The following is a 19,453-nucleotide window of genomic DNA, read 5'->3' on the forward strand; positions in this document are numbered from 1 at the left end:
ACTTGATCCGGGGGTGGCGCAGGATGCGCCGCAGGGCCGCCGGTTCGAGTCCCCACGAGCCTCCTTCGACGCCTCCGGACCGAAAAAGCCCGGGGACGGGGACGAGGTCGGCGGAACCTGCCTGGAGCAGACAATCGTGACTGCGCGTATCGAAATGCTGGGAGTCTCCAAGGCGTTTCCCGGGGTCCGGGCGCTCGACGGCGTGGACTTTCGCGTCGAGGCCGGCGAGGTTCACGCGCTCATGGGCGAGAACGGGGCCGGAAAGTCGACGCTGATCAAGATCATGACCGGCGCCGTGCAAGGCGACGCCGGCGAGATCCGGCTCGACGGCCAGACCGTCCGGATCGGCTCGACGGGCGACGCGCAGGCGCTCGGCATCGGAACGGTCTATCAGGAGGTCAACCTCGTCCCGACCATGTCGGTGACGAAGAACATGACGCTTCTGCGCCAGCCCAAGCGGTTCGGGCTGATCGACTGGCGGGAAGCGCGGCGGCGCGCCCGCCAGCGCCTCGAGCGGCTCAACATCGCCTCGCAGATCGACGTCGAGCGCCCGCTCGGCTCCTATTCGGTCGCCGTCCAGCAGCTCGTGGCGATCGCCCGCGCGCTCGAGGACGACACCAGGGTTCTCGTGCTGGACGAGCCGACCGCGAGCCTCGACGCCAACGAGACGGCGCTGCTGTTCGGCATCGTCCGCGACCTGAAGGCGCGCGGCATCGCGATCGTGTTCATCACCCACTTCATCGACCAGGTCTACGCCATCGCCGACCGCATCTCGGTGCTGCGCAACGGCCGCCGCGTCGGGTCGGCGCCGACGTCCGAACTGCCTCCGCTGCAATTGATTCCGATGATGCTCGGCCGCGAGTTGGAAACCACCGAGAGGCGGGCCGCGTCCGAGTCGTCGGCGATCCACGGCGAGCCGATCCTGGTCGCCGAGGGGGTCGGTCGACGGCGGGTCATGGCGCCCTTCGATCTGACGCTTCGCCCGGGCGAGGTGGTGGGGCTGTCCGGCCTCCTCGGCTCGGGGCGCACCGAAGTCGCCAAGCTGGTCTTCGGCGCCATCAAGCGCGATTCCGGCAAGCTGACCATCGCCGGCGCCGAGGTGAAGTCGGCCTCCCCCGCCCGCTCGCTTCATCTCGGCGTCGCCTACTGCCCGGAGGACCGCAAGGCCGAGGGCCTGTTCGCCGAGCTCAGCGTGCGCGAGAACATCATTCTGGGCCTGCAGACCAAGCGCGGCTGGCTGCGCCGGCTGTCGTTCGACGCGCAGCAGGCGCTGGCCGAGGCGATGATCGAGGCGCTCGGGATCGCGACGCCGGACGCCGACAAGCCGGTCGGCCAGTTGTCCGGCGGCAACCAGCAGAAGGTCGTGCTGGCGCGCGCCCTCACCTCCGACCCGCGCATCCTGATCCTCGACGAGCCGACCCGCGGCATCGACGTCGGCGCGCACGCCGAGATCGTGGCGCTGATCCGCAAACTCTGCGCCGAGGGGCTGGCGTTGCTGGTCGCCTCGTCCGAGCTCGACGAACTGGTCGCGGTCAGCGACCGGATCGCGGTCCTGAGGGACCGCCGCAAGGTCGGCGAGATCGAGGAGCGCGCCATCGACCGGCAGACGATCATCGACACCATCGCGGGCGCACGGACGTGAAGCACTCCTCCGACATCCGGCCGCACGCCCCCGCCCCGTCGCGCCTGCGCGCGCTCATGGCTCACCGCGCCGTGTGGCCGGTTCTGGCGCTGGCGCTGATCCTCGCCGTCGACGGGATGATTTCGCCGGGCTTCTTCCAGATCCGCATCGTCGAGGGCCGGCTGTTCGGCAACCTGGTCGACATCCTCTATCGCGCGGCGCCGACGGCGCTGGTCGCGCTCGGCATGGCGGTGGTGATCGGCACCAAGGGCATCGACCTCTCGGTCGGATCGATCGTCGCCATCGTCGGCGCGGTGATCACCTGGCGCATCCACGCCGGCGACCCGCATTGGCTCGTCCTCGTCATCGCGCTCGGCTCGGCGCTGCTGTGCGGCCTGTGGAACGGCTGCCTCGTCGCCGTCCTCGACATCCAGCCGATCATCGCGACTCTGATCCTGATGACCTCGGGCCGCGGCATCGGGCTGATGATCAACCTGCTCTACGGCGGCACCAACCCGAGCTTCACCAGCCCGTTGCTGCAAGGCCTGAGCGTCGGCCACGTCGGCCTGATCCCGACCCGCCTCGTGCTGTTCGTCGCGATCTTCGCCGCCCTGTGGCTGCTCGTCCGGCGCACGGCCTTCGGACTGATGCTCGAATCGGTCGGCAGCAGTCCGGCGGCGGCGAACATCGTCGGCATCAACGCGCGCCTGATCATCTACGCGGCCTATCTCATCTCCGCCTTCTGCTCGGGCTGGGCGGGCGTGGTGCTCGCCGCCGACACCCACACCTCCGATCCGGTCAGCATCGGGCTCAACATCGAACTCGACGCCATCCTCGCGGTGGTGATCGGCGGCGGCTCGCTCGCGGGCGGCCGGGTCTATCTCGGCATGACGATCCTGGGCGCGCTGGTGATTCAGGCGCTGACGACGTCGATCCTGACCAGCGGCCTGCCGCCGGAATACAACCTCGTGGTCAAGGCGGTCGTGGTCATCTGCGTCCTGTTGCTGCAGTCGGCCAACCTGCGCCGCGCCCTCACCCACGCCCTCTACCATGCCCTCGCGAGGACGAAGCGATGAACGAGAAGTTTCTGCCGCTCCTTGCCACCATCGCCGTGTTCGTCGCGATCTTCGTGATCGGCGGGTTGCTCTACAACAACTTCATGTCGACGCAGGTGCTGGGCGACATCCTGGCTGACAACGCCTTCATCATCACGGCGGCGTTCGGCACCACGTTCGTCATCCTGTCGGGCGGAATCGATCTTTCGATCGGGTCGATGATCGGCTTCGTCGGCGTGGTGATCGCCAATCTCGACCTCGCCGGGTGGCATCCGCTGCTCGCCGCGGCGCTGATGCTCGGCTTCGGATTCCTGTTCGGCGCGCTCCAGGGTCTCATCATCGACATCTGCGACATCCAGCCGTTCATCGTGACGCTGGCGGGGCTGTTCCTGCTGCGCGGCGCCTGTTTCATGATCAACCTCGATTCGGTGCCGATCCAGAACGGTTTCGTCGGCTGGTTTTCCGGTCTCGGCATTCCCCTGCCCGGCGGCGGCGTGCTGCGCAGTTCGGCGATCGTCATGCTTCTGGCGCTCGCGGGCGGGATCGTCATCGCCCACTTCACTCGCTTCGGCGCCAACGTCTACGCGATCGGCGGCGACCGGACGTCGGCGACCCTGATGGGCGTGCCGGTCCGGCGCACGACGGTCGGCATCTACGCGCTCGGCGGGTTCTACAGCGCGCTCGGCGGGGTGATCTACGCCTTCTACACCTCGTCCGGCTATCCGCTCGCCGGCTCCGGCGCCGAACTCACCGCCATCGCCTCGGTCGTGCTCGGCGGCACGATGCTCACCGGCGGCGTCGGCATGGTCGCGGGCACTTTGTTCGGCGGCATGATTCTTGGTTTGATCGCGACCATCATCATCTTCAACGGAACGCTGAACGGGGCCTGGATCATGATCGTCAGCGGCGTGCTGCTGTTCGTGTTCATCGTCCTGCAGCGGTCGCTGGTCGGCTCGCTGCGGATGCGAGGCGCGGCTTGAGGGATCCGGCGCAATGACCCGCCCGGGCAAAGTCTCGACCGCCGGCCTCAAGCGCCGCCGCGTCGCCGCCGGCCACGTCCCGGCGGGGCGCCCGGCCGCGCGCGACCACGGCGTTCCGGAGTTCGAGCGCAACATCTACAGCCAGCTCGCCGGCCGGCTCGGGCAGGAGATCGTCGCCGGCCTGTACGAGAACGGCTCGCTGCTGCCCAACGCCCAGGAGATGTGCACCCGGTTCTCCGTCTCGCGCACGGCGCTGCGGGAGGCCTACAGCATCCTCAACGCCAAGGGGCTGATCTTCGCCCGGCCCAAGATCGGCACCCGGGTCCGGCCCAAGTCCGAATGGAACCTGCTCGACCCGGAAGTGCTGGCCTGGCACCTCGCGGCGACGCCGAGCGAGCATCTGGTCGGCGAACTGTTCGTGTTGCGGCAGATGGTCGAGCCGGCGGCGGCGGCGCTCGCGGCGGCGGCGCCGGCCCGCGAGACGGTGCAGCGGATCGCCGAAGCCTACGACCGGATGGAGCGGTTCAAGAACGGCGAGGGCGACCTGATCGGCGCCGATCTCGATTTCCACATGGCGATTCTCGAGGCGTCGGGCAATCGCTTCGTGGCCGCGCTCGGCGGCCTCATCCACACCGCGCTCGAAATCACCTTCCGGTTGAGCTGGCGCGGCGCCGCCGGCATCCAGGACAACCGCCTGCTTCAGCATCGCGAGGTGTTCGAAGCGATCCGCGACGGCGCGCCGGAGCGGGCGCGCGAACGGATGGCCGCACTGTTGCGCGATTCGATCGGCGACGTGCGCGAATACCTGCGCCAGCGCGACGAGGCGGCGGCCCTGGCCGCGGCGCCGTGACCGACGCCGTCAGAACCGCCGCGTCCAGCGCCAGATCGCCCACTGGCGCCGGAGCGCGGACGCCGCGACGAACGGCTCGAACGGCCGCGCGGCGTTCAGCGCCAGCCGGTCGAGGTCGAGCCGCAGCGCGCCGAGGGGAACGAAGGCGGGCAGGATCGCCGCCGGCGAGGCTTTCAGCCGCCGCTCGGCCTCGAGCAGACGATCGCGCGCGAGCGCGATGAGGTCGGCGACGGCCGCAACCACCGCTTCGGCGCCGCGTCGGCCGTCGAGGTCGCCGGCCGCCCCGCCATGCCGCTCCACCACGTCGACGGGAAACAGCGTCGGCGCCGCGCCGGCCCGCGCCGGCAGGGCGGCGAGCATGCCGACCAGCGCCAGCGCCGCGCCGGCCGGTTCGTGGGCCCGCGCCGCGTCGAGGTCCGGACCGCCCGAGGCGATGCGCGCGGCGAGCCGCAGCCGCGCGCCCTCGCTTTCGCCGGCGTAGCGTTCGAACTCGGACAGCGTGAACGGCAATGGCGGCGCGATCTCGGTCAGCCGCGCGTCCAGCATCGCCTCGATCGCCTCCGGCGGCAGAGCGAACGCGTCGATCGTCGCGCCGAAGGCCAGCGCCGCGGGGCTGCCGCCGGCGTCGCGCGCGCCGAGCGCGGCCTCGCGCCACCAGGCGAGTCGGATCGCCGCGAGATTGGCGTCGCGCGCGCGGAATTTCGCCTGCCGGATCTCGTGATCGAAACAGGCGAGCGCGAGCAATCCGTCGCGGCTGCGGGCCGGCGCGAACAGCGCTCCGAGCCATTGATCCCGGGCGCTCTCCCGCGCAATCGCCGCGCAGTGCCGGAAGGCTTCCGAAAGCCGCGTCGCGTCGGGTCCGGCCGCCGCCGTCACGGGCAGGCGATCAGGGCCGCGGCGACCCTGCGCGCTTCCGACTGCATCACGTTGTAGACCCGGAGCGCGGGTCCGGTGGCCATGATCTCGAAGCGCAGGCCCGCTTCCCTGAGCGCCGCCCGTAGCGCCGAGGGCGGCGGCGCGAGGTCGACGCCCGAGCCGAGGACGAGGAACTCGATCGCCCCCGGACGCGCCGAGAGCTCGGCGAACAGCGGCGCGAGGCGCAACGGATCGAGGTCGCCGGCGGCGGCCGCCTCGAGCGGGCGCACGCCGAGCGGCGTCGCGAGGATCGAGCCGCGATGAATCATGCCGGCGAAGGCGAAGCCGCCGCCGCCGTGGGCGACGATCGCATGATGTCCCGGCGCGAAGGGCGCGGACGGCGCCGTCACGCCTTCGCCTTCGCGTCCGCGGCGGCCGGCTCGGCGCCCTCGTCCTTCTTGTCGAACACGTCGCCGCGCACGCCCATGTAGATCAGCATCGGCGAGCAGATGAAGATCGACGAGTAGGTGGCGACGAAGATGCCCCAGATCATCGCCGCGGAGAACGAGCGGATCACGTGGCCGCCGAGGAAGAACAGGGCGAGCAGCGCCAGGAACACCGTGGTCGCGGTCATGATGGTGCGCGGCAGCACGGCGTTGATCGACATGTCGATGATCTCGGCGGTGGAGAGGCGCTTGTACTTGCGCATCACCTCGCGGATGCGGTCGAGCACCACGACCGTCTCGTTGAGCGAGTAGCCGACGATGGTCAGGATGGCGGCGATCGAGGTCTGGTTGAACTCCAGCTGGGTGACGCAGAAGAAGCCGACCGTCAGCAACAGATCGTGCATGGTGCCGATGATGGCGCCGACGGCGAACTGCCACTCGAAGCGGAACCAGAGGTAGGTCAGCACGGCGATGATCGCCACCACGACGCCGAGCGTGCCGCTCTGCACCAGCTCCGCCGAGACGCTCGGGCCGACCGAGTCGACGCTGCGGAATTCATAGTCGGCCCCGAAAGCGTCGCGGAGCTTGGCGATCGCCGTCTGTTGCCCCTGCTCGCCGCCCGGCTGCACGTTGAGGCGCAGCAGCACGTCGCCGCCGGAACCGATCTGCTGCACTTCCACCCGCCCGAGGCCGAGGCCGTCGGCGGTCGCGCGGATCTCGGCCATGCGGACCTCGCCGCTCTTGGCGCGGATGTCGACCTGCGTGCCGCCGGCGAAGTCGATGCCGAAATTCATGCCGACGAACAGGAACATCGCCACCGAGACGAGCGACAGGAACGCCGACAACGGATAGCTCACGCGGCGGAACCGCATGAAGCCGAACTTGGTGTTCTCGGGCGCGAGACGGAGGAGTTTCATGGGGGTTCTTTTTCCGGGACCGGCGCGCTTTTAGATCGGTATCTTGGTCGGCCGCACGCGGCGATACCAAAGGGCGATCATCATCCGGGTCATCGTCACCGCGGTGACGATCGAGGTGATGATCCCGAGGCCGAGCGACACGGCGAAGCCGCGGACCGCGCCCGAACCGAACAGGTAGAGAATCAGCGCCGCCACGAACATCGTCACGTTGGAGTCGACGATGGTGGCGAAGGCGCGCTTGAAGCCGGCGTCGAGCGCGGAGATGACCGAGCGCCCGAGATGCGCCTCCTCGCGGATGCGCTCGTAGATGAGCACGTTGGAGTCGACCGCCATGCCGATGGTGAAGACGATGCCGGCGATGCCCGGCAGCGTCAGCGTCGCCCCGAGCAGCGTCATCGAGGCGAAGATGAACAGAATGTGCACCGCGAGCGCGAGATCGGCGAAGACGCCGAACACGCCATAAGTGGCGATCATGTAGATCACCACCAGCACCGCGCCGACATAGGCGGCGCGCTTGCCCGCGTCGATCGAATCCTGGCCGAGCCCGGGGCCGACGGTGCGCTCCTCCACCACCGTGAGCTTGGCCGGCAGCGCCCCGGCGCGCAGCAGGATGGCGAGGCTGCTCGCCTCCTCCGAGGTGAAGTTGCCGGTGATCTGGCCGGTGCCGCCGGTGATCGGCGAGCGGATCACCGGCGCCGAAATGACCTTGCCGTCGAGCACGATGGCGAACGGCCGGCCGACGTTCTCGGTCGTCACCTGGCCGAATTTCTGGCCGCCGCGCAGGTTGAAGCGGAACGTCACGTCGGGTTCGCCGGTCTGCTGGTCGAAGCTCTGCTGGGCGTCGACGAGGTCGCCGCCGTCGACCATGATCCGCTTCTGCACGGTGATCGTTCCGCCGCCCTTTTGCATCGGCAGCGTCTCGACCTCGTTGGCGGGATCACCGGGATCGGCGACGAGCTGGAAGTCGAGCTTGGCGGTCTGGCCGATGATTTCCTTGAGTTTGGTGGTGTCCTGCAGCCCGGGAATCTCGATCAGCACCCGGTTCAGGCCCTGCTGCGCGATCACGGTCTCCTTGGTGCCCATGGCGTTGACGCGCCGGTTGAGGACCTCGATCGACTGCGTCACCGCGTGGCGGACCTTGTCGGCGATGGCGGCGTCCGTCAGCGTGAGCTGAACCCCGCTGTCGGTCTCGGTCACGTCCAGCGTGCGTCCGTTGCCTCCGGCGAGCGCGCCGCCGATCGGCTGGCTGAGCGCCTGAAGCAGGCTGTAGGCCTTGTCGCGCTCGGCCTGATCGCCGATGCGCACCAGAACGCCGCGCCCTTGCGTGACGATGCCGCCCGAGAGCGCGATCTTGCCGTCGCGCATCTTCTGGCGCACGTCGTCGCGCAGCGCCTCGACCTGCGCCTTGACCACGGAGGCGTCGTCGACCTGCATCAGCATGTAGGCGCCGCCCTGGAGGTCGAGACCGAGCACGATCTGACGCAGCGGAACGAAGCTCGGGACCCGGGCGGCCAGCGTATCGACGAGATCGGCGGGCAGGAAGCTCGGCACGACCAGCAGCATCGCCACCGCCACCATCGCCAGAACCGAAGCCAATTTCCAGGGGGCGAATCGGAGCATCGGGCTCTCGCGTTGTCTTACAAAACTATGCCGCGACCGGTCGCGACGCTCAGGCCTTCGACGCGTCCTTGACCGGCTCGCCCTTGACCCGGACCTCGGCGATGCCGGAACGGGCGAGACGGACCTTGACGTTGGGCGCGATTTCCAGCTCCACCTCGTTGTCGTCGACGGACTTGCTGATCTTGCCGATGAGCCCGCCCGACGTGACGACGGTGTCGCCGCGCTTGGCGGCCTGGATCATCGCGCGCTGCTCCTTCGCCCGGCGCTGCTGCGGCCGCCACAGGACGAAATAGACGATCGCGATCATCGCCACGATCGGCACGAGCTGGACGACCGTATCGTTGATCCCGCCGAGCGATATGGCGCTGGCGGTCTGGGCGTAGGCTTCGGAAATGAACACGGGGAGCAGCTCCGGCGGCGCGGAGGCCGCGCCGTTCATCAGGGGGTCGTCGAAAAAGCGTCGCATATATAGCGGCGCGCCTTGCGAAAGCAACGCCGCCGGTTCGTCGGCGCGCCGGCCCTCGCGGCCGCCGCCTGCGCTGAGGCGACGCCCAGGCGGCCGGGCGAGCTGACGCGGCTTGAAACCTGACGCCCGCCGGGTCAAAAGCCCGCCATGCTTCATATCAACGGCCTCACCTACCGGCTGGGCGCGCGGCTGCTGATCGACGGCGCGACCGCGGCCTTGCCGAGCGGCGCGCGCGTCGGTCTGGTCGGCCGCAACGGCGCCGGCAAGTCGACGCTGTTCCGGCTGATCCGCGGCGAGATTTCCCCCGAGTCGGGGGCGATCACGACGCCGAGGGGGGCGCGGCTCGGCAGCGTCGAGCAGGAGGCGCCGGGCGGGCCGGAGCGGCTGATCGATTTCGTCCTGTCGGCGGACGTCGAGCGCGCCGCGCTCAGCGCCGAGGCCGAGGATGCGACCGACCCCGAGCGCATCGCCGAGATCCAGACCCGGCTCGTCGACATCGACGCGCACGCCGCGCCGGCGCGGGCGGCGCGGATTCTCAACGGCCTCGGTTTCGACGAGGCGGCGCAGGACCGGGCGCTGTCGGAATATTCCGGCGGCTGGCGGATGCGGGTGGCGCTGGCTGCGGTGCTGTTCTCCGAGCCGGACATCCTGCTGCTCGACGAGCCGACCAACTACCTCGACCTCGAGGGCGTGCTGTGGCTCACCGACTATCTTCGCTCGTGCCCCTCGACCATCGTCGTCATCAGCCACGACCGCGACCTGCTCGACGACGTCGCCGACCACATCCTGCATCTCGACCGCGGCCGGCTGACGCTCTGGACCGGCGGCTACACCAGCTTCGAGCGCCAGCGCCGCGAGCAACAGGCCCTTCAGGGCAAGATGCTGAAGAAGCAGGAGGAGCGGCGCGCCCACCTGCAGGCCTTCGTCGACCGGTTCCGCGCCAGCGCCACCAAGGCGACCCAGGCCCAGTCGCGCCTCAAGATGCTGGCGAAGATGGAGCCGGTGACGGCGGTCGTCGACGACGCCGTCCTGCCGTTCAAGTGGCCGCCGGTCGCCAGGCCGCTCAGCCCGCCGATCGTCACCCTGGAGAAGGTCAGCGCCGGCTACGGCGAGCGCGTGGTGCTGTCGCGCCTCGACCTGACCCTTTCGAACGACGACCGGATCGGGCTTCTGGGCGCCAACGGCAACGGCAAGTCGACCTTCGCCAAGCTGATCGGCGGGCGGCTCGCGCCGATGGCGGGCAAGATGGTGCGGGCGAACAAGCTCGAGACCGGCTTCTTCGCCCAGCACCAGGTCGACGACCTCGAGCCCGGCGGCTCGCCCTACACGCATGTCGCCCAGCGCATGCGCGGCGAGCCGGAGGCGAAAATCCGCGGCCGTGCGGCGCTGATCGGCTTCTCGGGCGCCCGCGCCGACACCAGGATCGAGGCGCTGTCGGGCGGCGAGAAGGCGCGGCTGCTGATGGGGCTCGCGACCTTCGACGGCCCGCAGCTGCTGATCCTCGACGAGCCGACCAACCACCTCGACATCGACAGCCGCGCCGAACTGATCGAGGCGATCAACGACTACGAGGGCGCCTGCATTCTGGTGTCGCACGACCGGCGGCTGCTCGAGGCCTGCGTCGACCGGCTGTGGCTGGTCGCGGGCGGCACGGTGAAGCCGTTCGACGGCGACGTCGCCGACTACGGCCGTTTCGTCCTCGGCCAGAGCGCGCCGTCGGCGCAGAAGAAGCAGGCGTCGTCCGCGGCGAAACCCGCCCCGGCGCGCAAGCGCGATCCGGCGCCGATGAAGCGGGAGCTCGCCGCGCTCGAAGACAAGATGAACCGCTTCCAGGACCTGTTGCGCCGGGTGGACGAGGCGCTGGCGCAAGCGGCCGGCGCAGGCGGCGACGCGGTCAAGGTGGCGGACCTCGCCGCACGCCGCGGCGACCTCGAACGCGCGCTCGCCGCCGCCGAGGAGGCGTGGCTCGAGCTGTCGGAACAGGTCGAAGGGGCGTCCTGACGGCGGCGCTCCGACGCCCGGCGCCGCCCGCGGACCCGGGGTCGGCGGCGCGGAAAACGTCCAGCCGGCTTGACGTCCACAAAGCGCGACAGCTTGCCGCAGCCCCGACGCCTGTCGCGACCTGCCATCGATGTCCGGACACCGAGCGCGCCTTGTCTTCCTGTTCGAGCGTTCGCCTCGACCCGGCGCGGCGCCCGCGCAAGTCGGAACAAATAATTTTGTCGGTGAAAGCGAATGGGGAAACGACCGGACATGTCGATCGCTCGAATCGAGACCTGAAAAGTGCGGCGCGTCGAAAATCGGCGCCCGGACGTTGGCTCGGCGTCGCGCTTTATACAGACGCCGGCCGCGACCGGCGCGGCGAGCGGCGCGCCCCGCGCCGGCTCCGCGCCTCGTTAACACATCCCGCAGCCGTTCCAATAACTGGACTGTGGCCGGTTTGCGGCCTAAACCGGGCGCACTCGTCTACAGGAGGCGTGACCGCTCATGAATACCGACGTCGTCCACACCCTCGATATCGAGGTGACCAAGACCTTCGCCACCCAGTGGGGCTGGATCATCGCCTTCGGCGCCGCGCTCGTCGTCCTCGGCGCCGCGGCGATCTGGCGCTCGGTGGCGGCGACCATCGTTTCGATGCTGTTCTTCGGCTGGCTGCTCGTCATCGCCGCCGCGGTCGAGGCCGGCGCCGCCTTCTGGGTCGGCCATTGGGCCGGGTTCTTCCAGCACGCGCTGGCCGCGATTCTCTACGGCGTGGTCGGCCTGATGTTCCTCGTGAGGCCGAGGGTCTCAGCGGAAGTGCTGACCTTCCTGATGGCGGCGTTCTTCCTCGTCGGCGGCATCTTCCAGATCGCCGGCACCGGGATGGGCATGATCGGCTACGCCGGCGCCGGCTACGGCGGCTATGGCTGGCACGTCATCGACGGCGTCATCAACATCCTGCTCGGCCTGATGATCTTCGCCCAGTTCCCGTTCTCGGGCCTGTGGGTGATCGGCCTGTTCATCGGCGTCGACCTGGTTTTCTACGGCGCCACCTGGATCGCGATCGGCTGGGCGTTGAAGGGAGCGGGGGCGTAAGGCTGCAGGCCCTCGTCGGCTCCGCCTGGGAACGAGTCCAGGCGGGCGGGGCGCCGCCTCGTGCCGCGAGCGGGAGAAGGTCAGGCGGGGTGAGGCCGCAGGCTTCCCGCAATAGCCGCCTGGAAGGCCGCCGACCAGAAGCGTCGTGGGTCGAGACAATGGAAAGGTGGAAAGACTACGGGAAGTCTCCGTGGGCAATCCCGGCGCTTCTTCTGGCGGTGATCCTGATCGGCGCCTTGTATCGGTTCGGAGAGAGAATGTCCGGTCGGAATGACGCGCCGGATCAGGCCCCGGCGCCTGCCGCCGCCTCCCCCCCGGCCCCTGCCGCCGCCCCGGGTCCTGCCGCTGTCGCCGCGGCGAAGGCGAAATAGGCGCATCGACGCGCGCCCTCGCCCGCGCTTCCCGGGCGAGGGCGAAGCGCCCGGCGCAGCCGGCTTCGTCCCGCCTCGGGCGCCGAGCCGATGAACCCGCCGCGCGCCTCGATGGTCGGCGTCCTCGACGTCGTCCGCGTCCTGTAACCCGCGATCGCGGCGGAAGTCCTGATTTCGCATGGCCCTCGTCCTTGTCGTCGTGGGCCGCTTCGACATCGTCGGTTTGTTGACGTCGGATAGGCGTGTTCCGCCGGCCCGAAAGCGTCCCCTCGACAACCGGGGCAGACCCTTCGAGACGCGACGCTTCGGCATCGCTCCGCAGGAGGAGGACTGAGACGATTCGCCCCCGAATCCCAGCCCGTCCCCTGCTCCTTTACCCGCCCTTAAATCGCCCGGTTTAGCCTCTCCGTCAGCGTCAGGCGCGAGGATACCCGAGAGCCGGGGCCCAGGCGCCCGACGAGCGGGATGTCCCATGTTCGGCCGAGGCGGCGGAAAGAGAAGCCGGGCGCGGATCGAGCCGCGCCTCGACTGGCCGGACGAGCGCGGCGACGACGACCTGCGCGCCGATCCCGCCGACCGCCCCCCGGGCGGCCGACGCAGGTCCGACACCAAATTCGCCGCCAAATCCGCCGCCAAATTCGTCGCCGAACCCGCGCGAGGCCGGCAAGCGCGACGCCGGCCGCTGATCGGCTCGCTGTTTCGCCGTCTCGTCTACTGGAGCGTGGTCGCCTCCGTCTGGGGCGCGATCGCGCTCGTCGGCGTGGTCGGCTATTACGCCAGCCGTCTGCCGCCGATCGACCAGCTCGCGGTGCCCAAGCGGCCGCCCAACATCGCCATTCTCGCCGACGACGGGACGCTGCTCGTCAATCGCGGCGATTCCGGCGGCCCAGCCGTGCGGCTGATGGACCTGCCGCCCTATCTGCCGAAGGCCTTCATCGCCATCGAGGACCGGCGCTTCTATTCCCACTTCGGCGTCGATCCGCTCGGCATGGCGCGCGCCCTCGTGCGCGACATCGCCGGTCGCGGCGCGGTCGAAGGCGGCTCGACGCTGACGCAGCAACTGGCCAAGAACCTGTTCCTGACCCAGGAGCGGACGCTGTCGCGAAAAGTCCAGGAGGCGATTCTCGCCATCTGGCTCGAGCGCCGCTATTCCAAGGACCAGATCCTCGAACTCTATCTGAACCGGGTCTATTTCGGCGCCGGCGCCTACGGGGTCGAAGCGGCCTCGCAGAAATATTTCGGCAAGAGCGCGCGCTTCGACAGCCTGTCGGAGGCCGCCCTGCTCGCCGGGCTGATGAAATCGCCGTCGAAACTGGCGCCGAACCGCAACCCGACCGGCGCCGCGGAGCGCGCCGGACAGGTCATCGCCGCCATGGCCGAACAGGGCCTGATCACCCCGGCGCAGGCCAAGATGGCGCTCGCCAGTCCGGCGCAGGCGTGGCGCGACAAGACCGCCGGCGCGATCAACTACGCCGCCGACTACGTCCTCGACGCGCTCGACGACACCGTCGGCGCGATCGACGACGACATCGTGGTCACCACCACGATCGACGCCAGGATGCAGACCGAGGCCGAACGCGCGGTCGCCGACGAACTGTCCGCCAAGGGGCAAAAATTCGGCGTCGGACAGGGCGCGCTGGTGGCGCTCGACCCGACCGGCGGCGTCAAGGCGCTGGTCGGCGGCAGGAGCTACGCCGAGAGCCAGTTCAACCGCGCGGTCGCCGCCAAGCGCCAGCCGGGCTCGTCGTTCAAGCCGTTCGTCTATCTGGCCGCGCTGGAAAAGGGCCTCACCCCCGACACCGTGCGCGAGGATGCGCCGATCTCGGTCAAGGGCTGGAACCCGGAAAACTACAGCCGCGAATATTTCGGCCCGGTCACGTTGACCAAGGGCCTGTCGCTGTCCCTGAACACGGTCGCGGTGCGGCTCGGCCTCGAGGTGGGGCCGAAGACGGTATGCGCGACGGCGCACCGCCTGGGCGTCACCTCGGACCTCGAGCCGAACGCCTCGATCGCGCTCGGCACCTCGGCGGTGACGCCGCTGGAAATGGCCTCGGCCTACGCCGCCTTCGCCAACGGCGGCATCGGCGTGCAGCCGCACGTGATCACGAAGGTCCGCACGACCGGCGGCAAGCTGCTCTATGTGCGGCGCAACGCCAGCTTCGGCCGGGTCATCGAGCCGCAATACGTGCCGATGATGAACAGCATGATGCAGGAGACGCTGCTCACCGGCACGGCGCGCAAGGCGGAGTTGCCGGGCTGGCAGGCGGCGGGCAAGACCGGCACGAGCCAGGATTTCCGCGACGCCTGGTTCATCGGCTACACGAGCTACATCGTCACCGCGGTCTGGCTCGGCAACGACGACGACAGCCCGACGAAGAAAGTCTCCGGCGGCAATCTGCCGGTCGAAATCTGGAGCCGGTTCATGAAGGCCGCGCACCAGAACGTCTCCCCCGTCCCCCTGCCGCTGGGCACGTGGCAGGCGCAGCCGTCCAACCCGTTCGCGCCGCTGCTGGCCCCGTTCGCGGGCGGCGGCCAACCCCAGCCGCAGCCTCTGCCGCCCGGGATGATCCCGCAGGCCGGCGGCCGGGGCGGCGCCCGGCCGGTCGCGGCCGCGCCGGTCGCGGTTGCGCCGTCCGAGCCCGCGCCGGCGCCGCGGCCAGCCGGCCGCGCGCCATCCCTTCCCGCGCCCGGCGATGCGCCGGTCCCGCCCGCGCCCATTCCCGACGCCCAACCTGGACGGAAGACCAACGACTTCCTCAACCGCATTTTCGGGACGCTATAGCGCAAAGAGCCGGTTTTCCGGTGTTCGCGACAATGATAAGCAATTCATGGGGGAACGCTCTTCCGGGACCGTGGTTACCTGAACGCCGCCGACGGACTTGGCTCCATGGCGAGCGGCGCCGGGCCCGGTCGGGAGCGCTCCCGGTGAAGGCTTGCGGAGAGAACGATCCATGCCGATGCGGCGAACGCGCCCATGACCGTCAACGAATTCCTCGCCTGGATCGAGGGCCGCGAAGGGCGCTGGGAGCTGTTCGAGGGCGAACTCGTGGAAAAGAGGCCCGAGCGCCCCGCCCATACGGAAACCAAGCGCCGGACGGCCGCCGCCCTCAAGGGCGCCATCCGCCGCGTCGGCGCGGCGTGCCACGTCACCAAGGACGGGTCGATCGTCCGCATTTCCGAAAGCACCGCGTTCGAGCCCGACGCGGTGATCTACAGCGGCGAGCGGGCGGAGCGCGACACGGTCGAAGTCCCGGCGCCGACGGTCGTGGTCGAGGTTCTGTCGGAGGGCACGGAGGCGCGCGATCGGGGACCGAAGCTCGCCGGCTACTTCTCGCTGCCGAGCGTGGCGCATTATCTGATCCTGGACCCGGAGCAGCGCACGGTCGAGCACCGCTGGCGCGGCGCGGGCGGCCGGATCGAGCGGGAGGCGCTGACGGACGGCCCGCTCCGCCTCGACCCGCCGGGCCTGGCGTTTTTCGTCGAGGAGCTGTTCGCGCCGGTGTGAGGGCTGACCGACGCGGCCCGGCGTGGTAGGCTTCGCGGCCATGTCGATCGCCGCCGAAACGCCGATGACCGTCGAGGCGTTTCTCGCCTGGGCCGAGGGGCTGGACGGGCGTTGGCAGCTTCTCGACAGCCGCCCGATCGCGATGGCGCCGGAACGGGCGGCGCATCTTCTGACGAAGGCGCAGGCCTGGGACGCACTTTATCGAGCGGTCGGACGGGCCGGTCTGCCCTGCACGGTTTTCCCCGACGGCGCCACCGTCCGGGTGTCGGCGCGCACGGCGTTCGAGCCGGACGCGCTCGTCACCTGCGACCCCCGTGTTCCGCCTGACGCGATCGAAATCCCGAATCCGCTGATCGTCGTCGAAGTCCTGTCCGAAGGCGCGGCGGACCCGACTTTCGGAGCGAAACTCGAAAACTACTTCTCGCTGCCGAGCGTCGCGCATTATCTGATCGTCGACCCCGAACGCCGGACCCTCATCCACCACCGGCGTGGTCGCGGCGACGTGATCGAGACCCGTATCCTGACGGCCGGGCCGCTGCCGCTCGAGCCGCCGGGCCTCGCCCTCGCGGTCGAGGACTTTTTCGTCCCGCCGTGAGCTGGTCGTTCACGCGCCGAAAGCGCGCGAGATCGCCACGCCGATCGCGACCCCTGCGAGCGCCGCCGCGACGCCGATCGAGACCGTCTCGATCACCGTGCGCACGACGCCGCGGCCGCCGACCAGCGCCCGCCCGACGCCGAGCGCGACGAGCAGCACAAGGGTCACCGACGCCGAGACGGCGCGCGCCTGCGGGACCGGCCACAGGACGAACGGCACGATCGGGATGGCGGCGGCGAAGAAGTCGGCGACCAGCATCCAGAGCGCCTGGGCTGCCGGCCCCTGTCCGTCGCCGGGCTCGGGCGCTTCGAGCGCCGTCGCCACGCCTTCGAGGCTCGTCGGATCGGCGCGCAGAAGCTCGGCGATCGCCGCGGTCGTCGTCGGCGCGAGCCCCAGCCGCCCGAGCCGCGCCTCGACCCGGTCGAGCACGGCGCGCGCGTCCGTCCTCATCTCCGCCTTGAGCGCGGCGGCCGCCCGGCGCGCGGCGTCGCGCGCGGTCTCGACGTCGAGATAGGTCCCCGCCATCATCGAAACAGCCGCCGCGACCGCGCCCGAGGCGCCGGCGATCAGCACGGTCTTGCTGTCGGTGGTGGTCGCCGCGACCCCGAACACCAAGCCGAAGATCGAGACCGTGCCGTCCTCCATGCCGAAGACGACGTCGCCGGCGGACGCCAGAAACGATCGCTTCAGGCGGGACAGCAACCCGACGTCGCCCATGGCGCCCCCGCTGACGAAATGTCTGTTTCGCGGCGGAGCCGCGGCCGGCGTCAGCCCTTGGCGGCGAGCGCGATGGTTCCGGCGGGCCCTTCGCGCAACTGGCGGACCATCACGGCCGCCACCTCCGCCGCGGGGATCCCGGCCGAGGGGTCGCGGCCCATCGCCTGCAGCGTCTCGGACACCCATCCGGGCGAGACGGCGTTGACCCGGACCTGCAGTTGCTCGACGGCGACCGCGCGGACGAAGGCCTCGACCGCGTCGTTGACGGTCGTGATCATCGCCCCGCCCGGCATCGGATGCTGCGCCAGCACCCCGGTGGTGAGCGTGATCGCCCCGCCCGGACGCACCGATTTCGCGCCGTAGCGGACGACGTTGACCTGACCCATCAGCTTGTTGGCGAGGCAGAAGGCCCAATCGTCGTCGCTCTGCTGGTCCCACGGCTTGAACCGGGCGGCGCCGCCGGTGCAGACGATCCCGTCCAGCTCGCCGACGCGGCCGAACAGCGCCTGCAGCGACTTCGGATCGGAGATGTCGACCGTCTCGTCCGAACTGCGCGAGGCGCGGATGCAGGTATCCGCTCCCAACGCCTCGACCACCGCCGAGCCGATCAGTCCCTTGGCGCCGATCACCAGAATCTTGCCCATCGTCTCGCTCCCTCGAATGGCAGTCGGGCTTCGGCAGTCGACTCAACGGAAAACCCGACTGCCGACTGCCGACTGCCTTCTTGTATCACGCCGCCTCGACCATCGGCGCCGGGGCGCGCATCAGGCAGTCGAACGCCGAGAGCGCGGCCTTGGCGCCGTCGCCCATCGCGATGACGATCTGCTTGAACGGCGTGGTCGTCGCGTCGCCGGCGGCGAACACCCCGTAGGCGGAGGTCTCCTGGCGCGCGTCGACCTCGATCTCGCCGCGCCCGGTGAGCTTGACCGCGCCCTTCAGCCATTCCGAGTTGGGCACGAGGCCGATCTGGACGAAGATCCCCTCGAGCTCGAGGCGGTGAACCGCCCCGGTCGTGCGATCCTTGTAGGCGAGGCCGACCACCCTGGCGCCGTCGCCGAACACCTCGGTCGTCTGCGCCGAGGCGATGATCGAGACGTTCGGCAGCGAACGGAGTTTCGCCTGCAGCACCTCGTCGGCGCGCAGCTTCGGGTCGAACTCGATCAGCGTCACGTGCGCGGTGATGCCGGCGAGGTCGATCGCCGCCTCGACGCCCGAGTTGCCGCCGCCGATCACCGCGACGCGCTTGCCCTTGAACAACGGCCCGTCGCAATGCGGACAATAGGCGACGCCCTTGTTGCGGTATTCGGCCTCGCCCGGCACGTTCATCGACCGCCAGCGCGCCCCGGGCGACAGCACGACCGTGCGCGCCTTCAGCGTCGCGCCGCTCGCGAGCCGGACTTCGGCCAGGCCGCCGGGCGCAGCCGGAATGAGCTGGGCCGCCATCTGGCCGGTCATCACCTCGACCTCGTGGGCGCGCACCAGGCTTTCGAGCTCCTTGGCGAGCGCCGGCCCCTCGGTGTGGGCGACCGAGATCAGGTTCTCGATGCCGAGCGTATCGTTGGTCTGGCCGCCGAAGCGGTCGGCGACGAGGCCAGTGCGGATGCCCTTGCGCGCGGCGTAGATCGCCGCCGCCGCCCCCGCCGGGCCGCCGCCGACGATCAGCATATCGTAAGGCGCCCGGGCGTTCAGCCGTTCGGCGTCGCGGGCTGACGCGCCGGCGTCGAGCTTCGCCACGATCTCGTCGAGGCTCATGCGACCCTGCCCGAACGGTTTTCCGTTCAGGAAGACGGACGGAACGGCCATGATCTCGCGCTCCGCCGTCTCGGCCGGGAAGGCCGCGCCGTCGATCGCCACGTGGCGGACATGCGGGTTGAGCACGCTGATGGCGTTCAGCGCCTGTACCACCTCGGGGCAGTTCTGGCAGGATTGCGAGAAATAGGTCTCGAAGCGGTAATCGCCCGCGATCGCCTTGATCTGCTCGACCGTCTCGGGCGCGATTTTCGGCGGATGGCCGCCGGCCTGCAGCAAAGCGAGCACCAGCGAGTTGAATTCGTGGCCCATCGGCAGGCCGGCGAAGGTGACGACCGCGTCCCCGCCCGCCGGGCGGATCGCGAAGGACGGCTTTCGCGCGTCGTCGCCGTCGCGGATGAGCGCGATGCGGTCCGAGAGCGATGCGATCTCTTCCAGGAGTTCCAGCGTCTCCCGCGAAGCCTCGCCGCCGTCGAGCGATGCGACGAGCTCGATCGGACGTTGAATGCGCTCGAAATAGCCTTTGAGCTGTGTCTTGATGGAATCGTCGAGCATGGAACGCCCCCGAATGTGCCTATGGCGAATGCGCGGGCCGGCGTTGGTTCCCGGCTCACCGCGATGGACGGAGTGT

17 protein-coding genes are annotated in these 19,453 nt (G+C 69.8%); 9 read left to right on the forward strand and 8 right to left on the reverse strand.

The annotated features are described in order from the left end of the window. Positions 1 to 154: 154 nt before the first annotated feature. From DFR50_RS11590 to DFR50_RS11605, 4 genes are read left to right on the forward strand one after another with little or no spacing between them, the layout of a single operon-like run. Positions 155 to 1,642, forward strand: a complete 1,488-nt coding sequence (locus DFR50_RS11590; protein ID WP_113889369.1) for a sugar ABC transporter ATP-binding protein — start codon at positions 155 to 157, stop codon at positions 1,640 to 1,642. Continuing rightward, positions 1,639 to 2,697: an ABC transporter permease gene (locus tag DFR50_RS11595; protein WP_113889370.1), complete on the forward strand. Its 1,059-nt coding sequence runs from the start codon at positions 1,639 to 1,641 to the stop codon at positions 2,695 to 2,697. Before DFR50_RS11590 ends, DFR50_RS11595 begins: the two co-directional genes overlap by 4 nt. Next, positions 2,694 to 3,656 carry a galactofuranose ABC transporter, permease protein YjfF gene (gene yjfF, locus DFR50_RS11600; RefSeq protein WP_113889371.1) on the forward strand — a complete coding sequence of 321 codons (963 nt, stop codon included), beginning with the start codon at positions 2,694 to 2,696 and terminating at the stop codon, positions 3,654 to 3,656. The genes DFR50_RS11595 and yjfF overlap by 4 nt, the downstream gene beginning before the upstream one ends. A 13-nt stretch (positions 3,657 to 3,669) precedes the next feature. Continuing rightward, entirely contained in the window at positions 3,670 to 4,506 is an 837-nt protein-coding gene (locus tag DFR50_RS11605) for a FadR/GntR family transcriptional regulator (protein ID WP_113889372.1), read from the forward strand. Between the two features lie 9 nt (positions 4,507 to 4,515). Here the strand turns inward: DFR50_RS11605 and DFR50_RS11610 are convergent, their stop codons facing one another. Genes DFR50_RS11610 through yajC form a run of 5 tightly spaced genes read right to left on the reverse strand, consistent with a single transcriptional unit; the run spans position 4,516 to position 8,810 of the window. Further along, positions 4,516 to 5,382 (reverse strand): squalene/phytoene synthase family protein, encoded by an 867-nt coding sequence (locus DFR50_RS11610; protein WP_170153174.1) that lies wholly within the window; start codon positions 5,380 to 5,382, stop codon positions 4,516 to 4,518. After that, positions 5,379 to 5,771 carry an Mth938-like domain-containing protein gene (locus DFR50_RS11615; RefSeq protein ID WP_245427649.1) on the reverse strand — a complete coding sequence of 131 codons (393 nt, stop codon included), beginning with the start codon at positions 5,769 to 5,771 and terminating at the stop codon, positions 5,379 to 5,381. The genes DFR50_RS11610 and DFR50_RS11615 overlap by 4 nt, the downstream gene beginning before the upstream one ends. Continuing rightward, a complete protein-coding gene (gene secF / locus DFR50_RS11620; protein WP_113889374.1) occupies positions 5,768 to 6,724 on the reverse strand; it encodes a protein translocase subunit SecF in 957 nt (318 codons plus the stop codon). Before secF ends, DFR50_RS11615 begins: the two co-directional genes overlap by 4 nt. Before the next feature lie 30 nt (positions 6,725 to 6,754). Continuing rightward, positions 6,755 to 8,344: a protein translocase subunit SecD gene (gene secD / locus DFR50_RS11625; RefSeq protein ID WP_113889375.1), complete on the reverse strand. Its 1,590-nt coding sequence runs from the start codon at positions 8,342 to 8,344 to the stop codon at positions 6,755 to 6,757. Between the two features lie 49 nt (positions 8,345 to 8,393). After that, complete coding sequence (gene yajC, locus DFR50_RS11630) at positions 8,394 to 8,810, reverse strand: preprotein translocase subunit YajC (RefSeq protein ID WP_342634556.1); 417 nt, start codon at positions 8,808 to 8,810, stop codon at positions 8,394 to 8,396. A gap of 147 nt (positions 8,811 to 8,957) precedes the next feature. On the opposite strand from yajC, the gene DFR50_RS11635 reads away from it, so the two are divergent. The 5 genes from DFR50_RS11635 to DFR50_RS11655 all read left to right on the forward strand — a co-directional run bounded on the left by DFR50_RS11635 (position 8,958) and on the right by DFR50_RS11655 (position 16,356). Next, entirely contained in the window at positions 8,958 to 10,811 is a 1,854-nt protein-coding gene (locus tag DFR50_RS11635) for an ABC-F family ATP-binding cassette domain-containing protein (RefSeq protein ID WP_113889376.1), read from the forward strand. A 486-nt stretch (positions 10,812 to 11,297) separates the two neighbouring features. Continuing rightward, on the forward strand, positions 11,298 to 11,885 hold the full coding sequence (locus DFR50_RS11640; RefSeq protein WP_113889377.1) for an HdeD family acid-resistance protein: 588 nt from the start codon (positions 11,298 to 11,300) through the stop codon (positions 11,883 to 11,885). An 843-nt stretch (positions 11,886 to 12,728) separates the two neighbouring features. Next, complete coding sequence (locus DFR50_RS11645; protein ID WP_113889378.1) at positions 12,729 to 15,038, forward strand: transglycosylase domain-containing protein; 2,310 nt, start codon at positions 12,729 to 12,731, stop codon at positions 15,036 to 15,038. Between the two features lie 192 nt (positions 15,039 to 15,230). Continuing rightward, on the forward strand, positions 15,231 to 15,761 hold the full coding sequence (locus DFR50_RS11650; RefSeq protein ID WP_113889379.1) for a Uma2 family endonuclease: 531 nt from the start codon (positions 15,231 to 15,233) through the stop codon (positions 15,759 to 15,761). Positions 15,762 to 15,801: 40 nt separating this feature from the next. Next, positions 15,802 to 16,356 (forward strand): Uma2 family endonuclease, encoded by a 555-nt coding sequence (locus DFR50_RS11655; protein WP_245427652.1) that lies wholly within the window; start codon positions 15,802 to 15,804, stop codon positions 16,354 to 16,356. Between the two features lie 9 nt (positions 16,357 to 16,365). Here DFR50_RS11655 and DFR50_RS11660 read toward each other — a convergent pair whose 3' ends face one another. The 3 genes from DFR50_RS11660 to ahpF form a co-directional block, all read right to left on the reverse strand. Beyond that, complete coding sequence (locus DFR50_RS11660; RefSeq protein ID WP_170153175.1) at positions 16,366 to 17,073, reverse strand: VIT1/CCC1 transporter family protein; 708 nt, start codon at positions 17,071 to 17,073, stop codon at positions 16,366 to 16,368. A gap of 50 nt (positions 17,074 to 17,123) precedes the next feature. Continuing rightward, positions 17,124 to 17,717 carry a short chain dehydrogenase gene (locus DFR50_RS11665; RefSeq protein ID WP_113889381.1) on the reverse strand — a complete coding sequence of 198 codons (594 nt, stop codon included), beginning with the start codon at positions 17,715 to 17,717 and terminating at the stop codon, positions 17,124 to 17,126. Between the two features lie 85 nt (positions 17,718 to 17,802). After that, positions 17,803 to 19,377, reverse strand: coding sequence for an alkyl hydroperoxide reductase subunit F (ahpF, locus tag DFR50_RS11670; RefSeq protein WP_113889382.1), 1,575 nt, complete (start codon positions 19,375 to 19,377; stop codon positions 17,803 to 17,805). Positions 19,378 to 19,453: the final 76 nt, after the last annotated feature.

Origin of the sequence: Roseiarcus fermentans, assembly GCF_003315135.1 — a bacterium.
In the GTDB taxonomy this organism is placed as follows: Bacteria; Pseudomonadota; Alphaproteobacteria; order Rhizobiales; family Beijerinckiaceae; genus Roseiarcus; species Roseiarcus fermentans.

Coding starts and splice junctions, on each gene's coding strand:
- DFR50_RS11605 (WP_113889372.1), top strand. CDS start 3,670: ATGACCCGCCCGGGCAAAGTCTCGACCGCCGGCCTCAAGCGCCGCCGC.
- DFR50_RS11645 (WP_113889378.1), top strand. CDS start 12,729: ATGTTCGGCCGAGGCGGCGGAAAGAGAAGCCGGGCGCGGATCGAGCCG.
- yjfF (WP_113889371.1), top strand. CDS start 2,694: ATGAACGAGAAGTTTCTGCCGCTCCTTGCCACCATCGCCGTGTTCGTC.
- DFR50_RS11650 (WP_113889379.1), top strand. CDS start 15,231: ATGACCGTCAACGAATTCCTCGCCTGGATCGAGGGCCGCGAAGGGCGC.
- secD (WP_113889375.1), bottom strand. CDS start 8,344: ATGCTCCGATTCGCCCCCTGGAAATTGGCTTCGGTTCTGGCGATGGTG.
- DFR50_RS11660 (WP_170153175.1), bottom strand. CDS start 17,073: ATGGGCGACGTCGGGTTGCTGTCCCGCCTGAAGCGATCGTTTCTGGCG.
- DFR50_RS11665 (WP_113889381.1), bottom strand. CDS start 17,717: ATGGGCAAGATTCTGGTGATCGGCGCCAAGGGACTGATCGGCTCGGCG.
- ahpF (WP_113889382.1), bottom strand. CDS start 19,377: ATGCTCGACGATTCCATCAAGACACAGCTCAAAGGCTATTTCGAGCGC.
- yajC (WP_342634556.1), bottom strand. CDS start 8,810: ATGCGACGCTTTTTCGACGACCCCCTGATGAACGGCGCGGCCTCCGCG.
- DFR50_RS11655 (WP_245427652.1), top strand. CDS start 15,802: ATGTCGATCGCCGCCGAAACGCCGATGACCGTCGAGGCGTTTCTCGCC.
- DFR50_RS11640 (WP_113889377.1), top strand. CDS start 11,298: ATGAATACCGACGTCGTCCACACCCTCGATATCGAGGTGACCAAGACC.
- DFR50_RS11590 (WP_113889369.1), top strand. CDS start 155: ATGCTGGGAGTCTCCAAGGCGTTTCCCGGGGTCCGGGCGCTCGACGGC.
- secF (WP_113889374.1), bottom strand. CDS start 6,724: ATGAAACTCCTCCGTCTCGCGCCCGAGAACACCAAGTTCGGCTTCATG.
- DFR50_RS11635 (WP_113889376.1), top strand. CDS start 8,958: ATGCTTCATATCAACGGCCTCACCTACCGGCTGGGCGCGCGGCTGCTG.